22 protein-coding genes are annotated in these 17,591 nt (G+C 65.5%); 14 read left to right on the top strand and 8 right to left on the bottom strand.

What is annotated here, in order from left to right; all coding sequences use genetic code 11:
* Position 1: 1 nt before the first annotated feature.
* Positions 2 to 658, top strand: coding sequence for a chemotaxis protein CheB (locus AC0IYS_RS30140; protein WP_471708629.1), 657 nt, complete (start codon positions 2 to 4; stop codon positions 656 to 658).
* Positions 658 to 1,857, top strand: coding sequence for a hybrid sensor histidine kinase/response regulator (locus AC0IYS_RS30135; protein ID WP_471708628.1), 1,200 nt, complete (start codon positions 658 to 660; stop codon positions 1,855 to 1,857). Before AC0IYS_RS30140 ends, AC0IYS_RS30135 begins: the two co-directional genes overlap by 1 nt.
* A 16-nt stretch (positions 1,858 to 1,873) precedes the next feature.
* On the opposite strand, the gene AC0IYS_RS30130 is transcribed toward AC0IYS_RS30135, so the two are convergent.
* From AC0IYS_RS30130 to AC0IYS_RS30120, 3 genes are all read right to left on the bottom strand, one after another.
* A complete protein-coding gene (locus tag AC0IYS_RS30130) occupies positions 1,874 to 2,278 on the bottom strand; it encodes an EF-hand domain-containing protein (protein ID WP_471708627.1) in 405 nt (134 codons plus the stop codon).
* A gap of 253 nt (positions 2,279 to 2,531) precedes the next feature.
* Positions 2,532 to 3,113 (bottom strand): hypothetical protein, encoded by a 582-nt coding sequence (locus AC0IYS_RS30125; RefSeq protein WP_471708626.1) that lies wholly within the window; start codon positions 3,111 to 3,113, stop codon positions 2,532 to 2,534.
* Positions 3,114 to 3,253: 140 nt separating this feature from the next.
* Entirely contained in the window at positions 3,254 to 3,733 is a 480-nt protein-coding gene (locus AC0IYS_RS30120; protein WP_471708625.1) for a nucleoside deaminase, read from the bottom strand.
* 129 nt (positions 3,734 to 3,862) lie between these two features.
* Here AC0IYS_RS30120 and AC0IYS_RS30115 point away from each other — a divergent pair, with 129 nt between their 5' ends.
* The 6 genes from AC0IYS_RS30115 to AC0IYS_RS30090 are packed head-to-tail and all read left to right on the top strand — an operon-like array spanning position 3,863 to position 6,968.
* Positions 3,863 to 4,465, top strand: a complete 603-nt coding sequence (locus tag AC0IYS_RS30115) for a PEP-CTERM sorting domain-containing protein (protein WP_471708624.1) — start codon at positions 3,863 to 3,865, stop codon at positions 4,463 to 4,465.
* Between the two features lie 21 nt (positions 4,466 to 4,486).
* Positions 4,487 to 4,999 carry a phage tail protein gene (locus AC0IYS_RS30110; RefSeq protein WP_471708623.1) on the top strand — a complete coding sequence of 171 codons (513 nt, stop codon included), beginning with the start codon at positions 4,487 to 4,489 and terminating at the stop codon, positions 4,997 to 4,999.
* 18 nt (positions 5,000 to 5,017) lie between these two features.
* Positions 5,018 to 5,554 carry a phage tail protein gene (locus AC0IYS_RS30105; protein WP_471708622.1) on the top strand — a complete coding sequence of 179 codons (537 nt, stop codon included), beginning with the start codon at positions 5,018 to 5,020 and terminating at the stop codon, positions 5,552 to 5,554.
* 8 nt (positions 5,555 to 5,562) lie between these two features.
* A complete protein-coding gene (locus tag AC0IYS_RS30100; RefSeq protein ID WP_463453618.1) occupies positions 5,563 to 6,084 on the top strand; it encodes a phage tail protein in 522 nt (173 codons plus the stop codon).
* 4 nt (positions 6,085 to 6,088) lie between these two features.
* The gene (locus AC0IYS_RS30095) at positions 6,089 to 6,571 is read left to right on the top strand and encodes a GNAT family N-acetyltransferase (protein WP_471708621.1); all 483 of its coding nucleotides are present in this window, start codon (positions 6,089 to 6,091) and stop codon (positions 6,569 to 6,571) included.
* A 13-nt stretch (positions 6,572 to 6,584) separates the two neighbouring features.
* Positions 6,585 to 6,968: a DUF6916 family protein gene (locus AC0IYS_RS30090; RefSeq protein WP_471708620.1), complete on the top strand. Its 384-nt coding sequence runs from the start codon at positions 6,585 to 6,587 to the stop codon at positions 6,966 to 6,968.
* Positions 6,969 to 6,989: 21 nt separating this feature from the next.
* Here the strand turns inward: AC0IYS_RS30090 and AC0IYS_RS30085 are convergent, their stop codons facing one another.
* The 4 genes from AC0IYS_RS30085 to AC0IYS_RS30070 all read right to left on the bottom strand — a co-directional run bounded on the left by AC0IYS_RS30085 (position 6,990) and on the right by AC0IYS_RS30070 (position 10,926).
* Complete coding sequence (locus tag AC0IYS_RS30085; RefSeq protein WP_471708619.1) at positions 6,990 to 8,006, bottom strand: aromatic ring-hydroxylating dioxygenase subunit alpha; 1,017 nt, start codon at positions 8,004 to 8,006, stop codon at positions 6,990 to 6,992.
* 44 nt (positions 8,007 to 8,050) lie between these two features.
* Positions 8,051 to 9,133, bottom strand: a complete 1,083-nt coding sequence (locus AC0IYS_RS30080; RefSeq protein ID WP_471708618.1) for a BMP family ABC transporter substrate-binding protein — start codon at positions 9,131 to 9,133, stop codon at positions 8,051 to 8,053.
* 30 nt (positions 9,134 to 9,163) lie between these two features.
* The gene (locus AC0IYS_RS30075; RefSeq protein WP_471708956.1) at positions 9,164 to 10,021 is read right to left on the bottom strand and encodes an outer envelope protein; all 858 of its coding nucleotides are present in this window, start codon (positions 10,019 to 10,021) and stop codon (positions 9,164 to 9,166) included.
* 131 nt (positions 10,022 to 10,152) lie between these two features.
* The gene (locus AC0IYS_RS30070) at positions 10,153 to 10,926 is read right to left on the bottom strand and encodes a GntR family transcriptional regulator (protein ID WP_471708617.1); all 774 of its coding nucleotides are present in this window, start codon (positions 10,924 to 10,926) and stop codon (positions 10,153 to 10,155) included.
* 248 nt (positions 10,927 to 11,174) lie between these two features.
* Between AC0IYS_RS30070 and AC0IYS_RS30065 the strand changes: the two genes are divergently transcribed.
* The 5 genes from AC0IYS_RS30065 (at position 11,175) to AC0IYS_RS30045 (ending at position 16,907) form a co-directional block, all read left to right on the top strand.
* Positions 11,175 to 12,719 carry an ABC transporter ATP-binding protein gene (locus AC0IYS_RS30065; RefSeq protein ID WP_471708616.1) on the top strand — a complete coding sequence of 515 codons (1,545 nt, stop codon included), beginning with the start codon at positions 11,175 to 11,177 and terminating at the stop codon, positions 12,717 to 12,719.
* On the top strand, positions 12,706 to 13,794 hold the full coding sequence (locus tag AC0IYS_RS30060) for an ABC transporter permease (protein ID WP_471708615.1): 1,089 nt from the start codon (positions 12,706 to 12,708) through the stop codon (positions 13,792 to 13,794). The genes AC0IYS_RS30065 and AC0IYS_RS30060 overlap by 14 nt, the downstream gene beginning before the upstream one ends.
* The gene (locus AC0IYS_RS30055) at positions 13,791 to 14,717 is read left to right on the top strand and encodes an ABC transporter permease (RefSeq protein ID WP_471708614.1); all 927 of its coding nucleotides are present in this window, start codon (positions 13,791 to 13,793) and stop codon (positions 14,715 to 14,717) included. The genes AC0IYS_RS30060 and AC0IYS_RS30055 overlap by 4 nt, the downstream gene beginning before the upstream one ends.
* A gap of 196 nt (positions 14,718 to 14,913) precedes the next feature.
* Positions 14,914 to 16,572, top strand: a complete 1,659-nt coding sequence (locus AC0IYS_RS30050) for a methyl-accepting chemotaxis protein (protein WP_471708613.1) — start codon at positions 14,914 to 14,916, stop codon at positions 16,570 to 16,572.
* Between the two features lie 47 nt (positions 16,573 to 16,619).
* The gene (locus AC0IYS_RS30045) at positions 16,620 to 16,907 is read left to right on the top strand and encodes a 2Fe-2S iron-sulfur cluster-binding protein (protein WP_471708612.1); all 288 of its coding nucleotides are present in this window, start codon (positions 16,620 to 16,622) and stop codon (positions 16,905 to 16,907) included.
* Positions 16,908 to 16,910: 3 nt separating this feature from the next.
* Here the strand turns inward: AC0IYS_RS30045 and AC0IYS_RS30040 are convergent, their stop codons facing one another.
* Positions 16,911 to 17,222 carry a hypothetical protein gene (locus AC0IYS_RS30040; protein WP_471708611.1) on the bottom strand — a complete coding sequence of 104 codons (312 nt, stop codon included), beginning with the start codon at positions 17,220 to 17,222 and terminating at the stop codon, positions 16,911 to 16,913.
* Positions 17,223 to 17,321: 99 nt separating this feature from the next.
* Here AC0IYS_RS30040 and AC0IYS_RS30035 point away from each other — a divergent pair, with 99 nt between their 5' ends.
* Positions 17,322 to 17,591 (top strand): MoaD/ThiS family protein, encoded by a 270-nt coding sequence (locus AC0IYS_RS30035; RefSeq protein ID WP_471708610.1) that lies wholly within the window; start codon positions 17,322 to 17,324, stop codon positions 17,589 to 17,591.

Raw genomic sequence — 17,591 nt, 5'->3', positions numbered from 1 at the left:
AATGAAGCCGACGACGGGACCATCGGGTTCGCCATCGGGTGCGCCGGCCAAGGCGGCGGCGACGGCGGCGATCGCCGCCGCGCTGGCCGGCCGCACCATCGAGGCGGTGGTGATCGGCGCCTCGGCCGGCGGCGTTGGCGCGCTGCTCAAGCTGCTGCCCGGCCTGCCCGCCGGTTATGGCCGGCCGCTGGTGGCGCTGCTGCACCTGCCGGAGAACCGCCAAAGCCAGCTGGCCAATGTGTTCCGCCAGCGCATGGCCCTGCCGGTGCGCGAGGCGGCCGACAAGGAACCGCTGTCGTCCGGGACGCTATACTTTGGCGGTTCCGGCTACCATTTGTCGGTTGAGTCGGACCGCAGCTTTTCGCTCAGCTGCGAGGCGCCGCTGCACTTCGCCCGTCCCGCGATCGATTTCCTCATGGAGTCGGCGGCGGACGCCTACGGCCCGGCTTTGCTGGGCATTTTATTGACCGGCGCCAATCAGGACGGCGCCGCCGGCCTGGCCGCCATCGGCCGCGCCGGCGGCCTGACCGTGGTGCAGGACCCGGACGAGGCCGAGGTGGCCACGATGCCGAAAGAAGCAATCCGTCTGCGGACGCCGGACCTGGTCCTGCCGCTGGACGCGATACACACAATGCTGTTGATGCTGGAGAATAATTGATGCAAGCCGAGCACCCGACCAAACTGCTGATCGTCGACGATCTGCCGGAAAACCTGCAAGCGCTCAACGCCGTCATCCGTGGCGCCGGGCGCGAGATCTTCCAGGCCGGCTCCGGCGAGGAGGCGCTGGCCTTGCTGCTGCAGCACGACTTCGCGATGGCCTTCCTCGACGTGCAGATGCCCGGCATGGACGGCTTCGAACTGGCCGAGCTGATGCGCGGCACCGAGCGCACCCGGCAAATCCCGATCGTCTTCGTCACCGCCGCCGGCAAGGAACTCAATTATTCCTTCAAGGGGTACGAGGCCGGCGCCGTCGACGTGCTCTACAAGCCGCTCGACTCGCGCGCCGTGCGCAGCAAGGTCGAGGTCTTTGTCCAGTTGTACGAGCAGCGCGAGGCCACCCGGCGCCAGGTGCAGGCGCTGGAGCTGGCGCGGCAGAAGCAGGAGGCCACCCTGGCCGAGCTGAACGCGGCGCAGACGCAGTTGCAGCGGGCGCTGTCGATGCGCGACGAGTTCATGTCGATGGTGTCGCACGAGATGCGCACGCCGCTCAACACCTTGTACCTGGAAACGCAGCTGCGCAAGATGCAGCTCGAGCGCGGCAACATGGCCGCCTTCGGCGCCGAGCAATTGCAGCGCATGGTGGCGCGCGACGACCGCCAGATCCAGAGCATCATCCGCCTGATCGACGACATGCTCGACGTCTCGCGCATCCGCAGCGGCAAGCTGTCGCTGCGGCCGGGCTGGGTGGAGCTGTCGGGCCTGCTGCGGCGCGTGGTGCACGACCTCACGCCGCAGGCCAACACGGCCGGCTGCAGCATCAGCCTGGACGCCGACACGCCGGTCAGCGGCTGGTGGGACGAGTTCCGCATCGAGCAGATCGTCGTCAACCTGCTGACCAACGCGCTGCGCTACGGCGCGCAGCAGCCGGTGGCGGTGTCGCTGGTGGTCGGGCAGGATGCGGTGCGGGTCGACGTGCGCGACCACGGTCCGGGCATCGCGCCCGATCAGCAGGCCAAAATCTTCGAACCGTATGAGCGCGGCGTCGGCAACGAGGTGCCGTCGGGGCTGGGATTGGGTTTGTATATTTCGCGCGAGCTGGCCGAGGTGCACGAGGGCACGTTGACCGTCGCCAGCATCCCGGGCGAGGGCGCGGTGTTCAGCCTGACCTTGCCGCGCAGGGACGCGCCGCCGGCCTGAGGACTTGTCGGCGTGTTCAGCGCGAGCCGGATTCTTCGCGGCGCTGGATCAGGTAGGCGTTCAGGTCGTCGAAGCTGACGTTGCCGCGCTGCGCGGTGTCGATGCTGTCGAAATTCTTGTCGACCACGCCGAGGCCGGCATTGCGCGCCTCTTCGCGGTTCAACGTACCGCTGTGGTCGGCGTCGGCGTCCTCAAAACGTTTCTTCAGCTTTTGCACCGTGGTGAAGCGCAGCAGCACCGGTCCGGGCGCGATGTCGCGCTGCGGCTGGCGCATCGAGCGCGGCACCGAATACGGCGTCGCCACGCCTGCGGCGGACGCCGCGCGGACGGCGGGTGTGGGCGTTTCCACTTGCGGGGTTTGGGCGCCGGCGCCGGCGGTGGCCAGCAGCGCTGTCAGTAAGATCGGATGTGAAAGGTTCATGGTTGTCTCCCCGTCATCGGTGGATGCACGGCTCAGGTTGACACTTTGATCCCAATGTCCGAATTAATCAAACACCTTCTATTGTGCGATGCGATTTTGTCGCCAGGAAACATCGTTTTGGCGAGTTAAGTGTTTGTTTTTGCTGGTAATTTTGTTGAAACGGTAAGTGTGCAATGTATGCCAGATGGCATTAATTGAACGGTTGGAAGAGGGCGGCCGCGCGACGATGCGGCGCGCCCCCGAGGCAGCTGCATCAGCTGCAATTGCGCAGTTGCAGCGATCCGATCGCTAAGCCGGGCAGGGCCGGCAGCAGGGCGGGCGTCATGTCGACCTCGATCCAATAGGTGTTGGCCGTGAAGTTCAAATTCATGGCGCCGGCGCAGGCCGCAGGGAAGCGGTAGCGCGTGAAGCCGGTGGCCGCGATCGGCGTGCCGGCCAGCATATCGCTGTCGATCGTCGCCATCAGGTTGCCGGCCGGCGTGCCGCCGCCGTTGGGATACTCGTAAAGACGCACCACCACTTTGCCGGCGGTAACGCTGTTGTCACGGATGTGCGCAAACATCGCCAGCGTGGCGGTGGACAAGCTGCCGAACGAGTCGGTGACCTGATAGCGTATCTTGCACGGCAACAGCAGGCCGGGAACAAGCCTTGCCTCGGAATTGTCCATCTGAACGGCGAGGTAGCACGACTCGTCGATCGCGCCCATCGAGCCGCTGCCGGTCCACGGGCTGCTGGCGAGCGCGGCGCCCGGTGCCGACAGCGCTGCCACGGCCAGCAGGGCCAGGGGGCGCATCAGGCGCGACGAGAAGAGGTGGGATAGTTGAAGTGAGAACATGGCGACTCCTTGAAATGGCAGACCGGACCGGCCTGCATGACTTCAAGACTAGACCGTCGCGCAAGCGCAGCTTTACGACGGATCAACCAAGTCACTACGTTGAAAATAGGCAGCCCGAGGCTATCGTTGCCCTCGGGTTTCTATTTTTGCCAGAAGCCGGCGTGGGCGGCGCGCGCCTCGTCCTCGCGCAGCGGACCGATGACCTCGGTCGGCCGCTGGCCGCGCGCGAAGACATCGCGGCACGGCAGCGACAAGGTCGGATTTTCGGGATCGCTGCCGGTCAGTTGCAGCAGGCTCGCTTCCGACATCGCGTAGACGACGCGGCCGACGCCGCTCCAGTAGGTGCCGCCGGCGCACATCGCGCACGGTTCGGCGTTGGCGTACAAGGTGGCGCCGGCCAGTTGCGCGGGGCTGTGGCGTTGCGACGCCATGCGCAGCGCGTTCATCTCCGCGTGCGCGGTGCGGTCGCTGCTGGAGGCGTTCATCGCCTCGGCGATGACCTCGCCGTCGGCGGCGACCACCATGGCGGCGAACGGATGGTGGCCTTCGTCGCGCGAGCGTTGCGCCAGCGCCAGCACGCGGCTGAGGAATTCGTGGTCTTGCGGCGTGGCTGTGGTCATCGGCTAAGTCATATAAAAATGCTATCAGATAGCATAATTTCATCAAATAATATTATGTCATTTTGATAATTCTTCGCCGGTATGATGTGCCTCAGCGTTCATCCCTGATGTTAAACAAAAAGGCGCACAATGTCCAAAATTCTCACCGCGTTAATCTGCGTGGCGTCGCTGTGCGCGGCGCCGGTCCACGCCGCCGTCAATCTGGTCCAGAACGGCGATTTTGAAACCGCCACCCTGCTGGGCTGGACCTCGAGCGGCGACCCCAGCGGTCAATTCGTCGGCCCCGACTACAGCGCCGCCGTGCCGACGCTGAACCAGGTCTTCAGCGAATCGGCCTACGACAACCTCGGCTACATCAGCCAGCAGGTCGCCACGGCGGTGAACGGCATTTATACGCTGGAATTCGATTTGCAAGTGCAAGCCGATCCGGTCGAGGCGGCCGACACCGAGGCCCTGGTCCTGTTCAACGGCGCGCAGGTGTTCGGCGAGACCGACGTCAGCCACGACTGGCAGCATTTCACCATCACCGGCCTGCTGGGCAACGGCACTTTCGGCTTGCTCAGCTTTGGCAACCGCAACTACTTCGCCTATAACCAGCTGGACAATATTTCACTGGTGCAGACCGGGGTCGGGGTCGGCACCGTGCCGGAACCGGCGTCGGTGTCGATGCTGGTGCTGGGCCTGGGCCTGATCGGCCTCGCCCTCAAGCAACGCCAACAGCGGTCTTTCTAAGTCCACCACGCCGGAGTCGCCATGTCCGAAGCCTTCCTCGGAGAAATCCGCATGTTTTCGTTTAATTTCGTGCCGAAAGGCTGGGCCGCCTGCAACGGCCAGCTGTTGCCGATCAATAGCAACCAGGCGCTGTTTTCGCTGCTTGGCACCTACTATGGCGGCAACGGACAAACCACCTTCGCCTTGCCCGACCTGCGCGGGCGCGCGCCGATGCACACGGCGGACGGCACCCCTGGCCAGCGCGGCGGCGCCGTCAGCCACACGCTGACGCTGGCGGAGATGCCGGCCCACCGGCACGCGCTGCTGGCCGAGGCGCCGGGCAATCCGGGCCATACGCCGGCGCCGGGCGGCGCGGTGCTGTCGTCGGTGCCGGCCGGCGCCATCAACATGTTCAGTCCGGCCGATGGCAGCGCCGCGCTCGGCGCGCTGGCCGTGGCGCCGGCCGGCGGCGGGGCGCCGCACAACAATATGCAGCCGTATGCCACCAGCACGTTCGGCATCTGCCTGTCGGGCATTTACCCTTCCCACTTCTGACCGCGGCCGGAGTCCTCCATGTCCCAACCTTATATTGGCGAAATCCGCATCTTCGCCGGCAATTTCCCTCCCTACGGGTGGCGGTTCTGCGACGGCGCGGTGCTACCGATCAATGAGAACGACGCGCTGTTCGCGCTGATCGGCACCACCTACGGCGGCGATGGCCAGCAAACCTTCGCGCTGCCCGACCTGCGCGGCCGGGTGCCGGTTCATGTCGGCGCGAACGCCGGGTACGACTACCTGCCGGGCGACCACGGCGGCGCGGAAACGGTGACGCTGACGGCCGCCCAGATGCCGGACCACACCCACGCTGTCGGCGCAAGCACGGCGGCCCCGGCCAAGGCCGGCGCCGCGCTCGACATCACCACCGGCGCCTACGTGCCCGGCACGCCGCAGCCCAAGCCCAAGCTGTACGGCGCGCCCACCGCGCTCACGCCGATGTACGCGGGTGCCGTGCGGCCGGAGGGCGGCGGCCAGCCGCACGACAACATGGCGCCTTTCCTGGCGATCAATTTCATCATTGCGCTGTTTGGCGAGTTTCCGTCACCTTACTAGGACCGACCATGTCAGATCCATTCATCGCCGAAATCCGCATGTTCAGCGGTAACTTCGCCCCGTCCGGGTGGGCCTTGTGCAACGGCCAGTTCTTGCCGATCTCGCAAAACACGGCGCTGTTCGCGCTGCTGGGCACTTCTTATGGCGGCGACGGCAAGAACAACTTCGCCCTGCCGGACCTGCGCCAGCGCCTGCCGCTTGGCACCGGCGACGGTCCCGGGCTGACGCCGCGCGACCTGGGCGAGCGCAGCGGCAGCGCCAGCGTCAGCCTGCAGACGCCGCAGCTTCCGTCCCACGGCCACCAGCTGCGCGCCACTTCGCAGGCGGCCACCAGCACCTCGCCGGCGGGCAACCTGCCGGCCGGCGTGTCGTCGCCGACGCCCCCCTACCGGGCGCCCAGCAACCTGGCGCCGATGGCCGCCAATCCGATCTCGGTGGCGGGTGGCGGCCAGCCGCACAACAACCTGCAGCCTTACCTCGAGGTCAATTTCATCATCGCCACGCAGGGCATTTTTCCGGCGCGCTGGTGAGCCGATGAGCGCCATCACGCTACGCCCGGCCACGCCGCAGGATGCGGAATTCATGCTGCGGCTTTACCGCGGCACGCGCCAGGACCTGGCCGCGCTGGCCGACGAGGTGCTGCGCGAGCGCATCGTCGCGATGCAGTTCGCGGCCCAGCAGCAGCAATACCTGGCGCGCTTTCCGCATGCGGAGGTGAGCGTGGTGGTCGACGGCGACCGGCCGGTGGGACGGCTGTATGTCGATTGCGACGAAACCGGCGTGCGGCTGGTCGATATCAGCCTGCTGCCGGAGGTGCGCAACCGCGGCATCGGCGCCGGCCTGCTGCGCGCCTTGATGACGCGCGCCGGCGCCCACGCGCTGCCGTTGCGCCTGAGCGTATTGCCCACCAACCGCGCGCGGTCGCTGTATGCGCGGCTGGGCTTCGAGGCCGCCGGCGATGGCGGCCTGTATCAATCGATGGAATGGCGCGCCGCCGGCGCGCCAGCGGCAACCTGACTGGGGAATCTTCATGGAACGCAGGAACTTCATTTTCGCCGGTGGCGCCTTGCTGGGCGGCGCCGGCCTGCACGCGGCAAGCGCGTTCGCGGCCGCGCCGCGGCAGCCGGGCGGCGCCACCTACCAGACGCTCACGGGGCAGAGTTTCAACCTGTATGCCAGCACCAGCGGCACCAGCGTGACGCTGTTGAAGGTCAAGCGCCGCGACCAGGCCAGGGAGTTCGACCAGTTTTCGCTGTTGTTCGCCGGTGCCGGCGCGGCGCTGCCGGCGGCGGTCTACGAGATCGAACACCCGGTGACCGGCAAGCTGGCGCTCTATCTGGAACCGGCCGGCAAAGGGCCCGAGGGGACCTACTACCGGGCCGATTTCACATTGCTGGCGTCCGCCGCCCGCTGAGGGCGGGCCGATGCCGGGGCATCAATCGTCGCGCAGCACGCCGTAGCGCAGTTTCTGCCGCTTGAGGTAATTGCGATAGGCCAGCGACATGCGGTCGCATGCCACCGACACTTCGGCGCCGGGAATCAGCGGCAGCCGCGCGGGGCTCTGGCTTTCCAAAATCGGCAGGTCCTGCAGGAAGATGGTGTCCTGGAAGGCGCGCAGGGCGTTGTCGTCGGAGTTGAAATCGTTGAGCGCCATGATGATCCACACGCGGGTGGTGGTCTCGGTCAGCGGCTGCGGCAACAGCGCGATCGCTTCGACGATGCCGCCCGGCGGATGCTTGGTCAATATCGCCGTCAGCGGCCGCACCACGCGGTAGGTGTAATCGATGTCGCTGCCGGCGGTGGCGGCCTTACTGGCCTGCGGCTGCCACGCGCGGCATTGTTTAGCCCAGACGCCGCTGCCGTAGTCGGCATCGTCGAACGTCTCGACCGTGTAGTCGGCGATCGCCGCCTGTTCCGGCACGCCCAGTATGCCGTCGTGCACAAAGGCGAAGTGCGCCATGTCGAGGAAGTTCTCGACGATGCGCGGCGCGCTGCTTTGCACGTCGTACGGGCCGCACCAGACCTTGCGCAGGCGCTCGTCCGCGAACTCTGGAAAGCGCGGCGGCCCAGAGCTGGCAGGCGATCCGGCAGGCGACCCGATGCAAACCCATACCATCCCGTATTTTTCCTGCGTGTGGAAGGCGCCGACCCGCGCTTTGAGCTGGTCGGGTTGGAGCGACGGCAGCGCGGGGATGTGCCGGCAGCGTCCCTCGCCGTCGAAGCGCCAGCCGTGGTAGGCGCAGCGCAGCGTGTCGTTGTCGATTGTGCCCATCGACAGGCGCGTGCCGCGATGCGGACAGCGGTCCTCCCATGCGTGGACGTTGCCGGCGCTGTCGCGCCACAAGGCGATGCGCGTGTCCAGCAGGTCGCTGGCGGTGACGGCGCCGGCCACGATCCGCGTGGACAGCGCCACCGGATGCCAGTCGTCGAATAAAACGGGATCGGTCGTCATGTGTGTCGCGGTTGGCGGGACCGTAAAGCGTCCCGCCGTTGCCCCTATTTTGGAATCGCGCCGTCCACGCCCTGCACGTAGAAGTTCATCGACAGCAGGTCCTTCAGCGGCACGGCGACGCCGGCCGCGTACTTGACCGCGCCCGATTGGTCCTTGATCGGACCGGAGAACGGGTTGAAGGTGCCTGCCGTCATCGCCGCCTTTTTCTCCTCGAAGATTTTGGCTGCGTCGGCGGGAACCACGGCGTTCAACTTCGACATCTTGACCATGCCTTCCTTCAGGCCGCCGCGATAGTCGCCGGTTTTCCAGGTGCCGGCGAGGACCGCTTTGGCGGTATCGGTGTAGTAGCCCGACCAGTCGTTGGTGGCCGCGGTCAGGTGGGCCTTGGGCGCGAAGCGCGACATGTCCGAGTCCCAGCCGAAGGCGTACACGCCTTTTTCCTGCGCGACCTGCAAGGTGGCCGGCGAGTCGGTGTTCTGCGCCATGACGTCGGCGCCTTGCGCCACGAGGGTTTCCGCCGCCTGGCGTTCCTTGGCCGGGTCGTACCACGAGTTCACCCAGATCACTTTGGTCTTGATGCCCGGATTTACGCTTTGCGCGCCAAGCGTGAAGGCGTTGATGTTGCGGATCACTTCGGGCACGGGGAAGGAGGCGATGAAGCCCAGCGTCTTGGATTTGGTCATTTTGCCGGCCAGGATGCCGTCCAGGTACGCGCCCTCGTACAGGCGCGATTCGTAGGTGCCCAGGTTCTTGGCGGTCTTGAAGCCGGTGGCGTGCAGGAACACCACGCCCGGCGTGGACTTGGCCACTTTCTCGGTCGGGTTCATGTAGCCGAACGAGGTGGTGAAAATCAGCTTGTTCCCTTCCGCGACCAGCTTGCGGATCACGCGCTCGGCGTCGGCGCCTTCCGGCACGTTTTCCACGTAGGTGGTTTTGACTTTGCCGGCCAGCGCCTTTTCCATCGCCAGGCGGCCCTGGTCGTGGGCGTAGGTCCAGCCGGCGTCGCCGACCGGGCCGACGTAGACGAAACCGATCTTCAGCGGTTCTGCCGCCAGCGCGGGCAGGGCAGTGGCGCCGAGGGCGGCGGTCAGCGCGGCGAGCGCGATCATGGTGCGACGATTCATCATGCGGTTTCCTTTAGCGTTGAAGAGGGTGGATTAGAAGTGGTATTCCGCGCGGACCATCGGCGTTCTGGCCGTGGCGCCGGGGTTGTTCTTGTCCGAATTGCCGAATTTGTTTTTCCAGTACTGGTACTCCACGCCGATCTTGAAGGTGTTCTTCGGCGCGCTGACGACGGCGCTGGCGTCATACATGATTTGCATGTCGATGTTGGTCTCGCGCGCGGTGTCGCCGCCGAATTCGTCCTTGCCTTTCTTGTCGATGAAGTTGGCGTAGCCTTCGAACGACAGCGGAATGCCGATGTTGAACGGGATGCCCCACGCGGCGGTGAGCATGGCGTGCGTGTCGTAGCGGTAGCGCGGCGTGGCGACGTTGGTGAACGTGTTGAACGGCGCGTTGCTCTCCCATAGCGCGAGCAGGCTGATGTCGAGGAAACCCGGCACGTCCATCATCAGGGTCGGGCCGGCGACGACCATGCGCTTTTTGGAGTTGTAGCCGGCGTCGGTCTTGCTGTTGTAGTCGAAGCCGGCGGTCAGGCCGACGCCGCGCACCGGGCCGAAGGCCAGCGTGCTGCCGCTGATTTTGCCCAGGTCGAGCGTGTGGCGGTAGACGGCGTACGCTTCGTGCGCACCGCTGGCCGCGCCGGCCGACGACGGGTCGTCGTGCGACGACATCAGGAAGTCGACGTTGAAGAAGTTCTTGCCGTATTTGTAGCCCGAGACGTGGCTGAAGTTGACGATGTTCTTGGTGATGTCGGTGTCGTTGAACGGCTCGGCGAACCGGGTGCCGTAGCGGTAGCCGACGTAGGTGTCGCTCCAATCGGCGGCTTGGGCGGCGCAGGCGCAGCCGGCGAGAAGTATTAGTGCTGCCGCGTTGCGGGTTACGAGTTGAGACATCATGCGAACTCCAGTCAGTGGGTGAAGGTGCGGTATGAACGAACTATTTTTGTATCCAATTTCGTGTGGCGATTGGATTCAATCTCGTTGTCTTTTCTAGCAAGTTGCGGGCCACATGCCTGCCTTCCCGTTCAAAAATCCGACAGCGCTTCGGCGAGGTTCACTTTTTTGTGCGGGGTGTCCAGGTGCAGGCGCGCTTCGATTTCCAGCAAGTGGTGCTCGATCAGGTGCGTCGCTTCGGCGACTTGTCCTTGCTCGATCAAGGTCGCCAGGTCCTGGTGCTCGTGGTTGCCGCACATCGGTGCGCCGGGCTTTTCATAGAGCGCTATGATCAGCGAACAGCGCGACACCAGTTCGCCCATGAAGCGTTGCAGCACGTGGTTGCCGGCCAGTTCGGCCAGCAGGATGTGGAACTCGCCGCCCAGACGTATCCAGCCGGCGCGGTCGCCGGTGCGGCGCGCCCGGTCCTCATCTTCAAGGGCTGCGCGTATCTGCCGCAGCGAAGCCGGTGTGGCATTGCGTATCACCAGCGGCATGATCTCGCGCTCGATGGCGCGACGCGCGGCGAAGATGTCGCGCGCCTGCTCCGGCGTGGGCGAGGCGATGACGGCGCCGCGATTGGGCCGCAGTTCGATGATGTGGTCGTGCGCCAGCCGTTGCAGCGCCTTGCGCACGGTGGTGCGGCTGACCTGATACAGCTCGCAGAAGTCGGCTTCGCCCAGATGGGTGCCGGGTGGCAGGCGGTGGCTCATGACGGCGTTGACCACGGCGCGGTAGATGCGCATGTCGACGCCGGTGGTGCCGCGCTTGAGCGGCGCGACTTTGCCCGCAGCCGGGGCGGCCGGTTGGGCCTTGCCTGCGTTGGTGCGTTTGCCTTGTGGGCGTGCGGAACTGGTGGATGACATCTGTTGGATCTCCGTTGGATACACGCGCTTATATAAGCAGGAATTGTGCTCAACCCTGTGCTCAACCCCTGTGCTCAACCGCACGCGCTTTTTGTGTACAACCGAAGGGAGACCGCGCACGTTTTTGGTGACGTTTATGTCATATTCAGTGCGCTGTGCTGTTTTAAAGGGCGCGCAACCCGGCGCTTCGCGTGGCATGTTAATTGCGTCTGTCGACGTAACTACTTTGTATACGATGAGGACAGCGGATGAAGCATGCACCCCGCCTGCAGATGCTCGGCATCTCGAAGATATACCCGTCCGTGGTGGCCAACGCCGACGTTAACCTCACCGTGATGCCTGGCGAGATCCACGCGGTGCTGGGCGAAAACGGCGCCGGCAAAAGCACGCTGATGAAGATCATCTACGGCGTGACCAAGCCCGATGACGGCCAGGTGATCTGGGAGGGGCGCCAGGTCCATATCAATTCGCCGCACGACGCGCGCAAGCTGGGCATCGGCATGGTGTTCCAGCACTTTGCGGTGTTCGAGACCTTGACGGTGGCCGAAAACATCGCGCTGGCGCTGGACGAGAAGGTGACGCCGGCCGAACTGGCGCCGCGCATCCGCGCCGTCTCGGAACAATACGGCCTGCCGCTCGATCCGCTCCGCCTGGTGCACAGCATGTCGGTGGGCGAGCGGCAGCGGGTGGAGATCGTGCGCTGCCTGTTGCAATCGCCACGGCTGTTGATCATGGACGAGCCGACCTCCGTGCTGACGCCGGACGCGGTGCTCAAATTGTTCGAATCGCTGCGACGCCTGGCCTCCGAAGGGGTCAGCATCCTGTATATCAGCCACAAGCTCGACGAAATCCAGTCGCTGTGCGACAAGGCGACGGTGCTGCGCGGCGGGCGCGTGTCCGGCACCGCCAACCCGAAACAGGAAAGCGCGCGCTCGCTGGCCGAGTTGATGATCGGGCGCGAGCTGCCGGTGTGCGTCAACACGCCGCGCGCGCCGGGCGAGGTGATGCTCTCCATCGATGGCCTGACCGTGGACAGCGAAGACCCTTTCGGCACCCGGCTCAAGGACATCAACCTGGACCTGCGCGGCGGCGAGATCGTCGGCATCGCCGGCATCTCCGGCAACGGCCAGCAGGAGCTGTTGAAAGCCATCTCCGGCGAGCGTCCGCTGCGCGGTGGCGCCGGCAGCATCCGCCTCGGCACGCTGGACGTCGGCGCGCTGGACGCCGCGCGCCGCCGCCAGCTCGGACTGGGCTTCGTGCCGGAGGAGCGCCTTGGACGCGGCGCGGCGCCGGAGCTGTCGCTGGCCGATAACGCGCTGCTGACCGGCTATCTGCCGTCCGCCAACACCGGCATGGTGAAAAACGGCCTGATACAGCGCGGCGCGGTGCGCGACTTCGCGCGCAAGGTGATCGCCCGCTTCAACGTCAAATGCGGCGGCGAGGAATCGGCCGCCTCCAGCCTTTCGGGCGGCAATCTGCAAAAGTTCATCGTCGGCCGCGAGATCGGGCTGGCGCCCAGGGTGATGGTGTTCGCGCAGCCGACATGGGGCGTGGACGTCGGCGCCGCCATGCTGATACGCCAGGCCATCCTCGACATGCGCGACCAGGGCGTGGCGGTACTGGTTCTGTCCGAGGAGCTCGACGAATTATTCATGCTGAGCGACCGCATCGCCGTGCTGGCCGACGGCCGCCTGTCGCGCGCCGTGCCGGCCGCCGACACCGGCATCAACCAGATCGGCGTGTGGATGAGCGGCGACTTCGACTACCAGGGAGCTGACCATGTCCAGGCTTGAAAAACGTCCGGAACCTTCGCGCCGCATGATGCTGGCGTCGCCGCTGATCGCCGCGGCGGCCATGCTGCTGACCGGCTCCGTATTGTTCTTCTTCCTCGGGCAGGAGCCGCTGCACGCCTTCCACGTGTATTTCATCAAGCCGTGGACAACGTTGTACGGCGTGGGCGAGCTGCTGCTGAAGGCGACACCGCTGATCCTGTGCGGCGTGGGGCTGGCGATCGGCTTTCGCGCCAACGTCGCCAACATCGGCGCCGACGGCCAGCTGACCATCGGCGCGATCGCCGCCGGCGCCGTGGCGCTGTACTTCGACCAGGTCGAGGCCTGGTGGGTGCTGCCGCTAATGCTGGCCGCCGGCGCGCTGGGCGGCATGTTGTGGGCGGCCATACCGGCGCTGCTGCGCACTCGCTTCAACACCAGCGAAATCCTGGTCAGCCTGATGCTGGTGTACGTGGCTTATCATCTACTGAGTTATTTGGTGCACGGGCCGATGCGCGATCCGGACGGCTTCAATTTCCCGCAGTCGAAGATGTTCAGCGAGTCCGCCACCTTGCCGCTGCTGGTGGAGGGGCTGCGGGTCAACGCCGCCTTCATCCTGTCGCTGCTCGCGGCGGCGGCGGCCTGGTTCTTCTGCAAGCACACCTTTGCCGGCTACCGCATGCAGGTCAGCGGCATGGCGCCGGCCGCCGCGCTGTACGCGGGTTTCAGCGAACCGCGCAACGTGTGGCTGGCGTTCATGGTCAGCGGCGCGCTGGCCGGCGTGGCCGGCGTGGGCGAGGTGGCCGGCCCTCTGGGGCAGATGCAGCCCTCGGTGTCGGCCGGTTACGGCTTCGCGGCGATCATCGTCGCCTATGTCGGCCGCCTGCATCCGCTGGGCGTGGTGCTGTCGGCGTTGTTGATGTCGCTGCTGTACATCGGCGGCGAGACCGCGCAGATCGAGCTGCAGGTGCCGTCGGCGATCACCGGCATGTTCCAGGGTTTGCTGCTGTTTTACCTGCTGGCGGCCGACCTGTTCATCCACTACCGGTTCAAACCGCGCAAGCGCCATCTGCCTGCTGTCGTTGGAGAAGCCACATGATCGATACCGCGCTGTTAATCGCCTTCCTCGCCAGCACGGCGGGCGCCGCCACCCCGCTGGTGGTGGCCTCGATGGGCGAGCTGGTGACCGAACGTTCCGGCGTGCTCAATCTGGGCATGGAGGGCATGATGCTGGTCGGCGCCGTGACGGGCTTCGGCGTCACCCTGGCCACCGGCCAGATGTGGCTCGGGCTTCTCGCGGCGATGGCGGCGGGGATGGCGATGTCGTTGATCTTCGGCTTCCTGGTGCTGACGTTGCAGACCAACCAGGTGGCCACCGGCCTGGCGCTGACGTTGTTCGGCATCGGCGTCTCCGCGTTCATGGGACGCGGCTTCGTCGGGCAGACGGTGGAGCGCATGCCGCAACTGACCTTCCCGCTGCTGTCGGAGATTCCATTCGTCGGTCCGCTGCTGTTCCGCTTCGACGGCATGGTGTACGCGTCGGTGGCGCTGGTGGTGCTGATCGGCTGGATGCTGGCGCGCACCCGTCTGGGATTGGTGATACGCGCCGTCGGCGAGTCGCCGCACAGCGCCCACGCGATCGGCTTTCCGGTGATCGCGCTGCGTTATGGCACGGTGCTGTTCGGCGGCGCCATGGCCGGCCTCGGGGGCGCCTATCTGTCGCTGGCGCTGACGCCGATGTGGGTCGAGGGCATGACGGCGGGACGCGGCTGGATCGCGCTGGCGCAGGTGGTGTTTGCGACGTGGAAGCCGCGCGGCGTGCTGGTGGGCGCCTATCTGTTCGGCGGCGTGACGGTGCTGCAGTTCCACGGCCAGGGGCTGGGATTGGCGATTCCGTCGGAGTTCCTGTCGATGCTCCCTTATCTCGCCACCATTGTTGTGCTGGTGATTATCTGCCGTAATCCGCAGACAATCTTGCTCAACAAACCAATGTCGCTGGGGCAGAATTTTAAGGCGGACTGATCTGTTGTTTTGCCGCGAATATCGCCGCTGTTTCTTGTCGTAAACAACGATTGAAACAATTGGAGAGATTTGAACTAATTGTTTCAACCTATCCTGCCTTATCGAGCGGTAGCAGTCGGCCGCCGACCCCCTGACGGCCCCAGCCCCCGCTCGTCCATTTCCAGTGTTTTCACGATAAAACTATAAGGGATGGGCCATGCGCACCAATACTCCAATCACCCAAAACGAATACATCATGGAAGATGGCAAGACCATCGTCTCCAGCACGGATTTGCAAGGCAATATCAACTACGCCAATCCCTACTTCATCGACGTCAGCGGCTTCACCGAGGAAGAACTGATGGGCGCGCCGCAGAACATCGTGCGCCATCCGGACATGCCGGTCGAAGCCTTTGCCGACCTGTGGGCGACCATCAAGGACGGCATGCCGTGGACCGGCCTGGTGAAGAACCGCTGCAAGAACGGCGACTACTATTGGGTGCTGGCCAACGTCACGCCGGTGATCGAGCAGGGCAAGCCGGTCGGCTACCTGTCGGTGCGCACCAAGCCGACGCGCGAGCAAGTGCGCGCGGCCGACGAGCTGTACCGGCAGTTCAAGGCCGGCAATCCGCGCCGCATGCGCATCGTCAACGGCAAGGGCGTATCGACCGGGATCGCGGCGCGCCTGTCGAGGTTGATGACGATGTCGCTGGCCGCGCAGATCGGCCTCACGTGCGCGCTGGTGTGCGGGACGCTGGCCTTGCTGGCCGCCTGCCTGCTGGGCATGGCCGGCGCGACCCTGGCCGGCGCCAGCGGTTGGCTGGGCGGATTGGCCTTGCTGTCGATGGCGGCCATGGGGTTGTTCGGCCGCAGCCTGTATGCGAATGTGGCGCTGCCGCTGGGACATGCGACCAAGGCGGCGCGCATGATGGCCGGCGGCGACCTGACGGCCAACATCGAGGTGCGCCGCGACGACGAGGTGGGCCGCCTGCTGGCGGCGCTGCGCCAGACCAATATCAACCTGCACAGCATCATCGGCGACGTGCGCGCCAACTTCGAGGAGATTTCGCAGGCCACCGGGGAAATCGCCAACGGCAACCTGGACTTGTCGGGCCGTACAGAGTCGCAGGCGTCGAGCCTGCAGCAGACCGCGGCCAGCATGGAGCAGCTGACGTCGACCGTGCAACAGAGCGCGACCAATGTGGCCAGCGCCAACGACCTGGCCGACCACGCCAAACAGGTGGCGGCGCAGGGCGGCAGCATCGTCTCGCAGGTAGTCTCGACGATGGGCGACATCAGCGCCTCGTCGAACAAGATCCTCGACATCATCGGCCTGATCGACGGCATCGCCTTCCAGACCAACATCCTGGCGCTCAACGCCGCCGTGGAAGCGGCGCGCGCCGGCGAGCAGGGACGCGGTTTTGCCGTCGTCGCCAGCGAGGTGCGCGGGCTGGCGCAGCGCTCGGCCACGGCCGCCAAAGAGATCAAGACCCTGATCGATATGTCGATCTCCAAGGTGCAGGCGGGCACGGTGCTGACCAACAGCGCCGGCGTGACCATGGGCGAGGTGATCGAGTCGGTCAGCAAGGTGTCGGCGGTGATGGGTGAGATCTCCAATTCCACGCGCGAGCAAAGCACCGGCATCGGCCAGGTCAACCAGGCGGTGATCCAGATCGACGACATCACGCAGCAGAACGCGGCGCTGGTGGAGGAGGCCGCTGCGGCGGCGGGCAACCTGGCACAGCAGACGCGTTGCGTGTCGCAGGCGATGGCGGTGTTCAAGCTGCAGAACGCCAAGCGCGTGGCGCGCGCGCCGTTGCCGGCGGCGCCCAAACCGCCGGCCAGGGCCAAGCCCAAACTTGTCGCGGTCGGGTGACGGCCGGCTCTAGTATCATGCCGGTTTGACGATCTGGAAGCGACGGCATGGGCGGCACGGTGACATTGGCGGGGCAGGGCTGGCGGTTCGAGGCGGAGGCGCCGGCGACGGTGCTGGAAGCGGCCGAGCGGGCCGGCGTGCGCTTGCCCAGTTCGTGCCGCAACGGCACCTGCCGCACCTGCATCTGCCTGAGCAAAAGCGGCACGGTGCGCTACAAGATCGAGTGGCCCGGACTGAGCCTGGACGAGAAGCGAGAAGGGTATATCTTGCCGTGCGTGGCCGTGGCGGAGGGCGATCTGGTGATCGTGGCGCCGGCGGCAAAGCGCCTGCCGTGATGTCTACGCCCCCGGCCCCTTGCGCAACCGGCTCAGCAGCGCGTCGGCCGATTCGCTGAGCGGCACGCCATGGCGCCGCAACAGCTGGATATTGAGCACCATGTTCTCCAGCACCAGCTTGGCCGCGACGGCCAGCAACGTCAAATGCTTGTCCTCGTCGCTGAAGTTCTCCATGGCGTCGGCCATCTCGCACAAATGGTTCGAAATCAATCCCCGCAGATCGTGCTCGTCGAACGGCAGGTCGGCGAAATCGATCGGATCCTCCTTTTCCACCTCTTGCATCAGCAGTTCCAGCTCTTGCGGCGTAATCGTCATGCGGTGCTCCGGTAGTTGACGCGTTTTCATTTTAGCGAAACCGGCGCCAATCCGCGTTAGAATCTGTGGTGAATCCAGTCGACCAATGAGAAAGTAAACATGGCGCAACTGATTTTTACCCAGCAACTGGGTCGATTCATGACCGTGCCGCAGGTGGAGACCGACGCGGCCGATCTGCGCGGCGCCCTCGACCAGGCCTTCGACGCCCATCCGAGGCTGCGCGGTTACGTGCTCGACGAGCAGGGCTGCCTGCGCGAGAACGTGGTCATCTTCATTGACGGCCAGCGCGCCCGTGAACGCGAGCGCTTGAACGACGCGCTCGCGCCCCTGTCCAAAGTCTATATCTTGCAAGCACTATCAGGAGGCTGA

The organism is Duganella sp. AC237 (genome assembly GCF_979254035.1).
This window is presented reverse-complemented; position numbering and strand designations above follow the sequence as displayed.

What these genes read in the sequence shown, in the direction of transcription:
- AC0IYS_RS30140 (WP_471708629.1), top strand. Translation starts at nt 2, where the DNA reads ATGAAGCCGACGACGGGACCATCGGGTTCGCCATCGGGTGCGCCGGCC.
- AC0IYS_RS30135 (WP_471708628.1), top strand. Translation starts at nt 658, where the DNA reads ATGCAAGCCGAGCACCCGACCAAACTGCTGATCGTCGACGATCTGCCG.
- AC0IYS_RS30130 (WP_471708627.1), bottom strand. Translation starts at nt 2,278, where the DNA reads ATGAACCTTTCACATCCGATCTTACTGACAGCGCTGCTGGCCACCGCC.
- AC0IYS_RS30125 (WP_471708626.1), bottom strand. Translation starts at nt 3,113, where the DNA reads ATGTTCTCACTTCAACTATCCCACCTCTTCTCGTCGCGCCTGATGCGC.
- AC0IYS_RS30120 (WP_471708625.1), bottom strand. Translation starts at nt 3,733, where the DNA reads ATGACCACAGCCACGCCGCAAGACCACGAATTCCTCAGCCGCGTGCTG.
- AC0IYS_RS30115 (WP_471708624.1), top strand. Translation starts at nt 3,863, where the DNA reads ATGTCCAAAATTCTCACCGCGTTAATCTGCGTGGCGTCGCTGTGCGCG.
- AC0IYS_RS30110 (WP_471708623.1), top strand. Translation starts at nt 4,487, where the DNA reads ATGTCCGAAGCCTTCCTCGGAGAAATCCGCATGTTTTCGTTTAATTTC.
- AC0IYS_RS30105 (WP_471708622.1), top strand. Translation starts at nt 5,018, where the DNA reads ATGTCCCAACCTTATATTGGCGAAATCCGCATCTTCGCCGGCAATTTC.
- AC0IYS_RS30100 (WP_463453618.1), top strand. Translation starts at nt 5,563, where the DNA reads ATGTCAGATCCATTCATCGCCGAAATCCGCATGTTCAGCGGTAACTTC.
- AC0IYS_RS30095 (WP_471708621.1), top strand. Translation starts at nt 6,089, where the DNA reads ATGAGCGCCATCACGCTACGCCCGGCCACGCCGCAGGATGCGGAATTC.
- AC0IYS_RS30090 (WP_471708620.1), top strand. Translation starts at nt 6,585, where the DNA reads ATGGAACGCAGGAACTTCATTTTCGCCGGTGGCGCCTTGCTGGGCGGC.
- AC0IYS_RS30085 (WP_471708619.1), bottom strand. Translation starts at nt 8,006, where the DNA reads ATGACGACCGATCCCGTTTTATTCGACGACTGGCATCCGGTGGCGCTG.
- AC0IYS_RS30080 (WP_471708618.1), bottom strand. Translation starts at nt 9,133, where the DNA reads ATGATGAATCGTCGCACCATGATCGCGCTCGCCGCGCTGACCGCCGCC.
- AC0IYS_RS30075 (WP_471708956.1), bottom strand. Translation starts at nt 10,021, where the DNA reads ATGTCTCAACTCGTAACCCGCAACGCGGCAGCACTAATACTTCTCGCC.
- AC0IYS_RS30070 (WP_471708617.1), bottom strand. Translation starts at nt 10,926, where the DNA reads ATGTCATCCACCAGTTCCGCACGCCCACAAGGCAAACGCACCAACGCA.
- AC0IYS_RS30065 (WP_471708616.1), top strand. Translation starts at nt 11,175, where the DNA reads ATGAAGCATGCACCCCGCCTGCAGATGCTCGGCATCTCGAAGATATAC.
- AC0IYS_RS30060 (WP_471708615.1), top strand. Translation starts at nt 12,706, where the DNA reads ATGTCCAGGCTTGAAAAACGTCCGGAACCTTCGCGCCGCATGATGCTG.
- AC0IYS_RS30055 (WP_471708614.1), top strand. Translation starts at nt 13,791, where the DNA reads ATGATCGATACCGCGCTGTTAATCGCCTTCCTCGCCAGCACGGCGGGC.
- AC0IYS_RS30050 (WP_471708613.1), top strand. Translation starts at nt 14,914, where the DNA reads ATGCGCACCAATACTCCAATCACCCAAAACGAATACATCATGGAAGAT.
- AC0IYS_RS30045 (WP_471708612.1), top strand. Translation starts at nt 16,620, where the DNA reads ATGGGCGGCACGGTGACATTGGCGGGGCAGGGCTGGCGGTTCGAGGCG.
- AC0IYS_RS30040 (WP_471708611.1), bottom strand. Translation starts at nt 17,222, where the DNA reads ATGACGATTACGCCGCAAGAGCTGGAACTGCTGATGCAAGAGGTGGAA.
- AC0IYS_RS30035 (WP_471708610.1), top strand. Translation starts at nt 17,322, where the DNA reads ATGGCGCAACTGATTTTTACCCAGCAACTGGGTCGATTCATGACCGTG.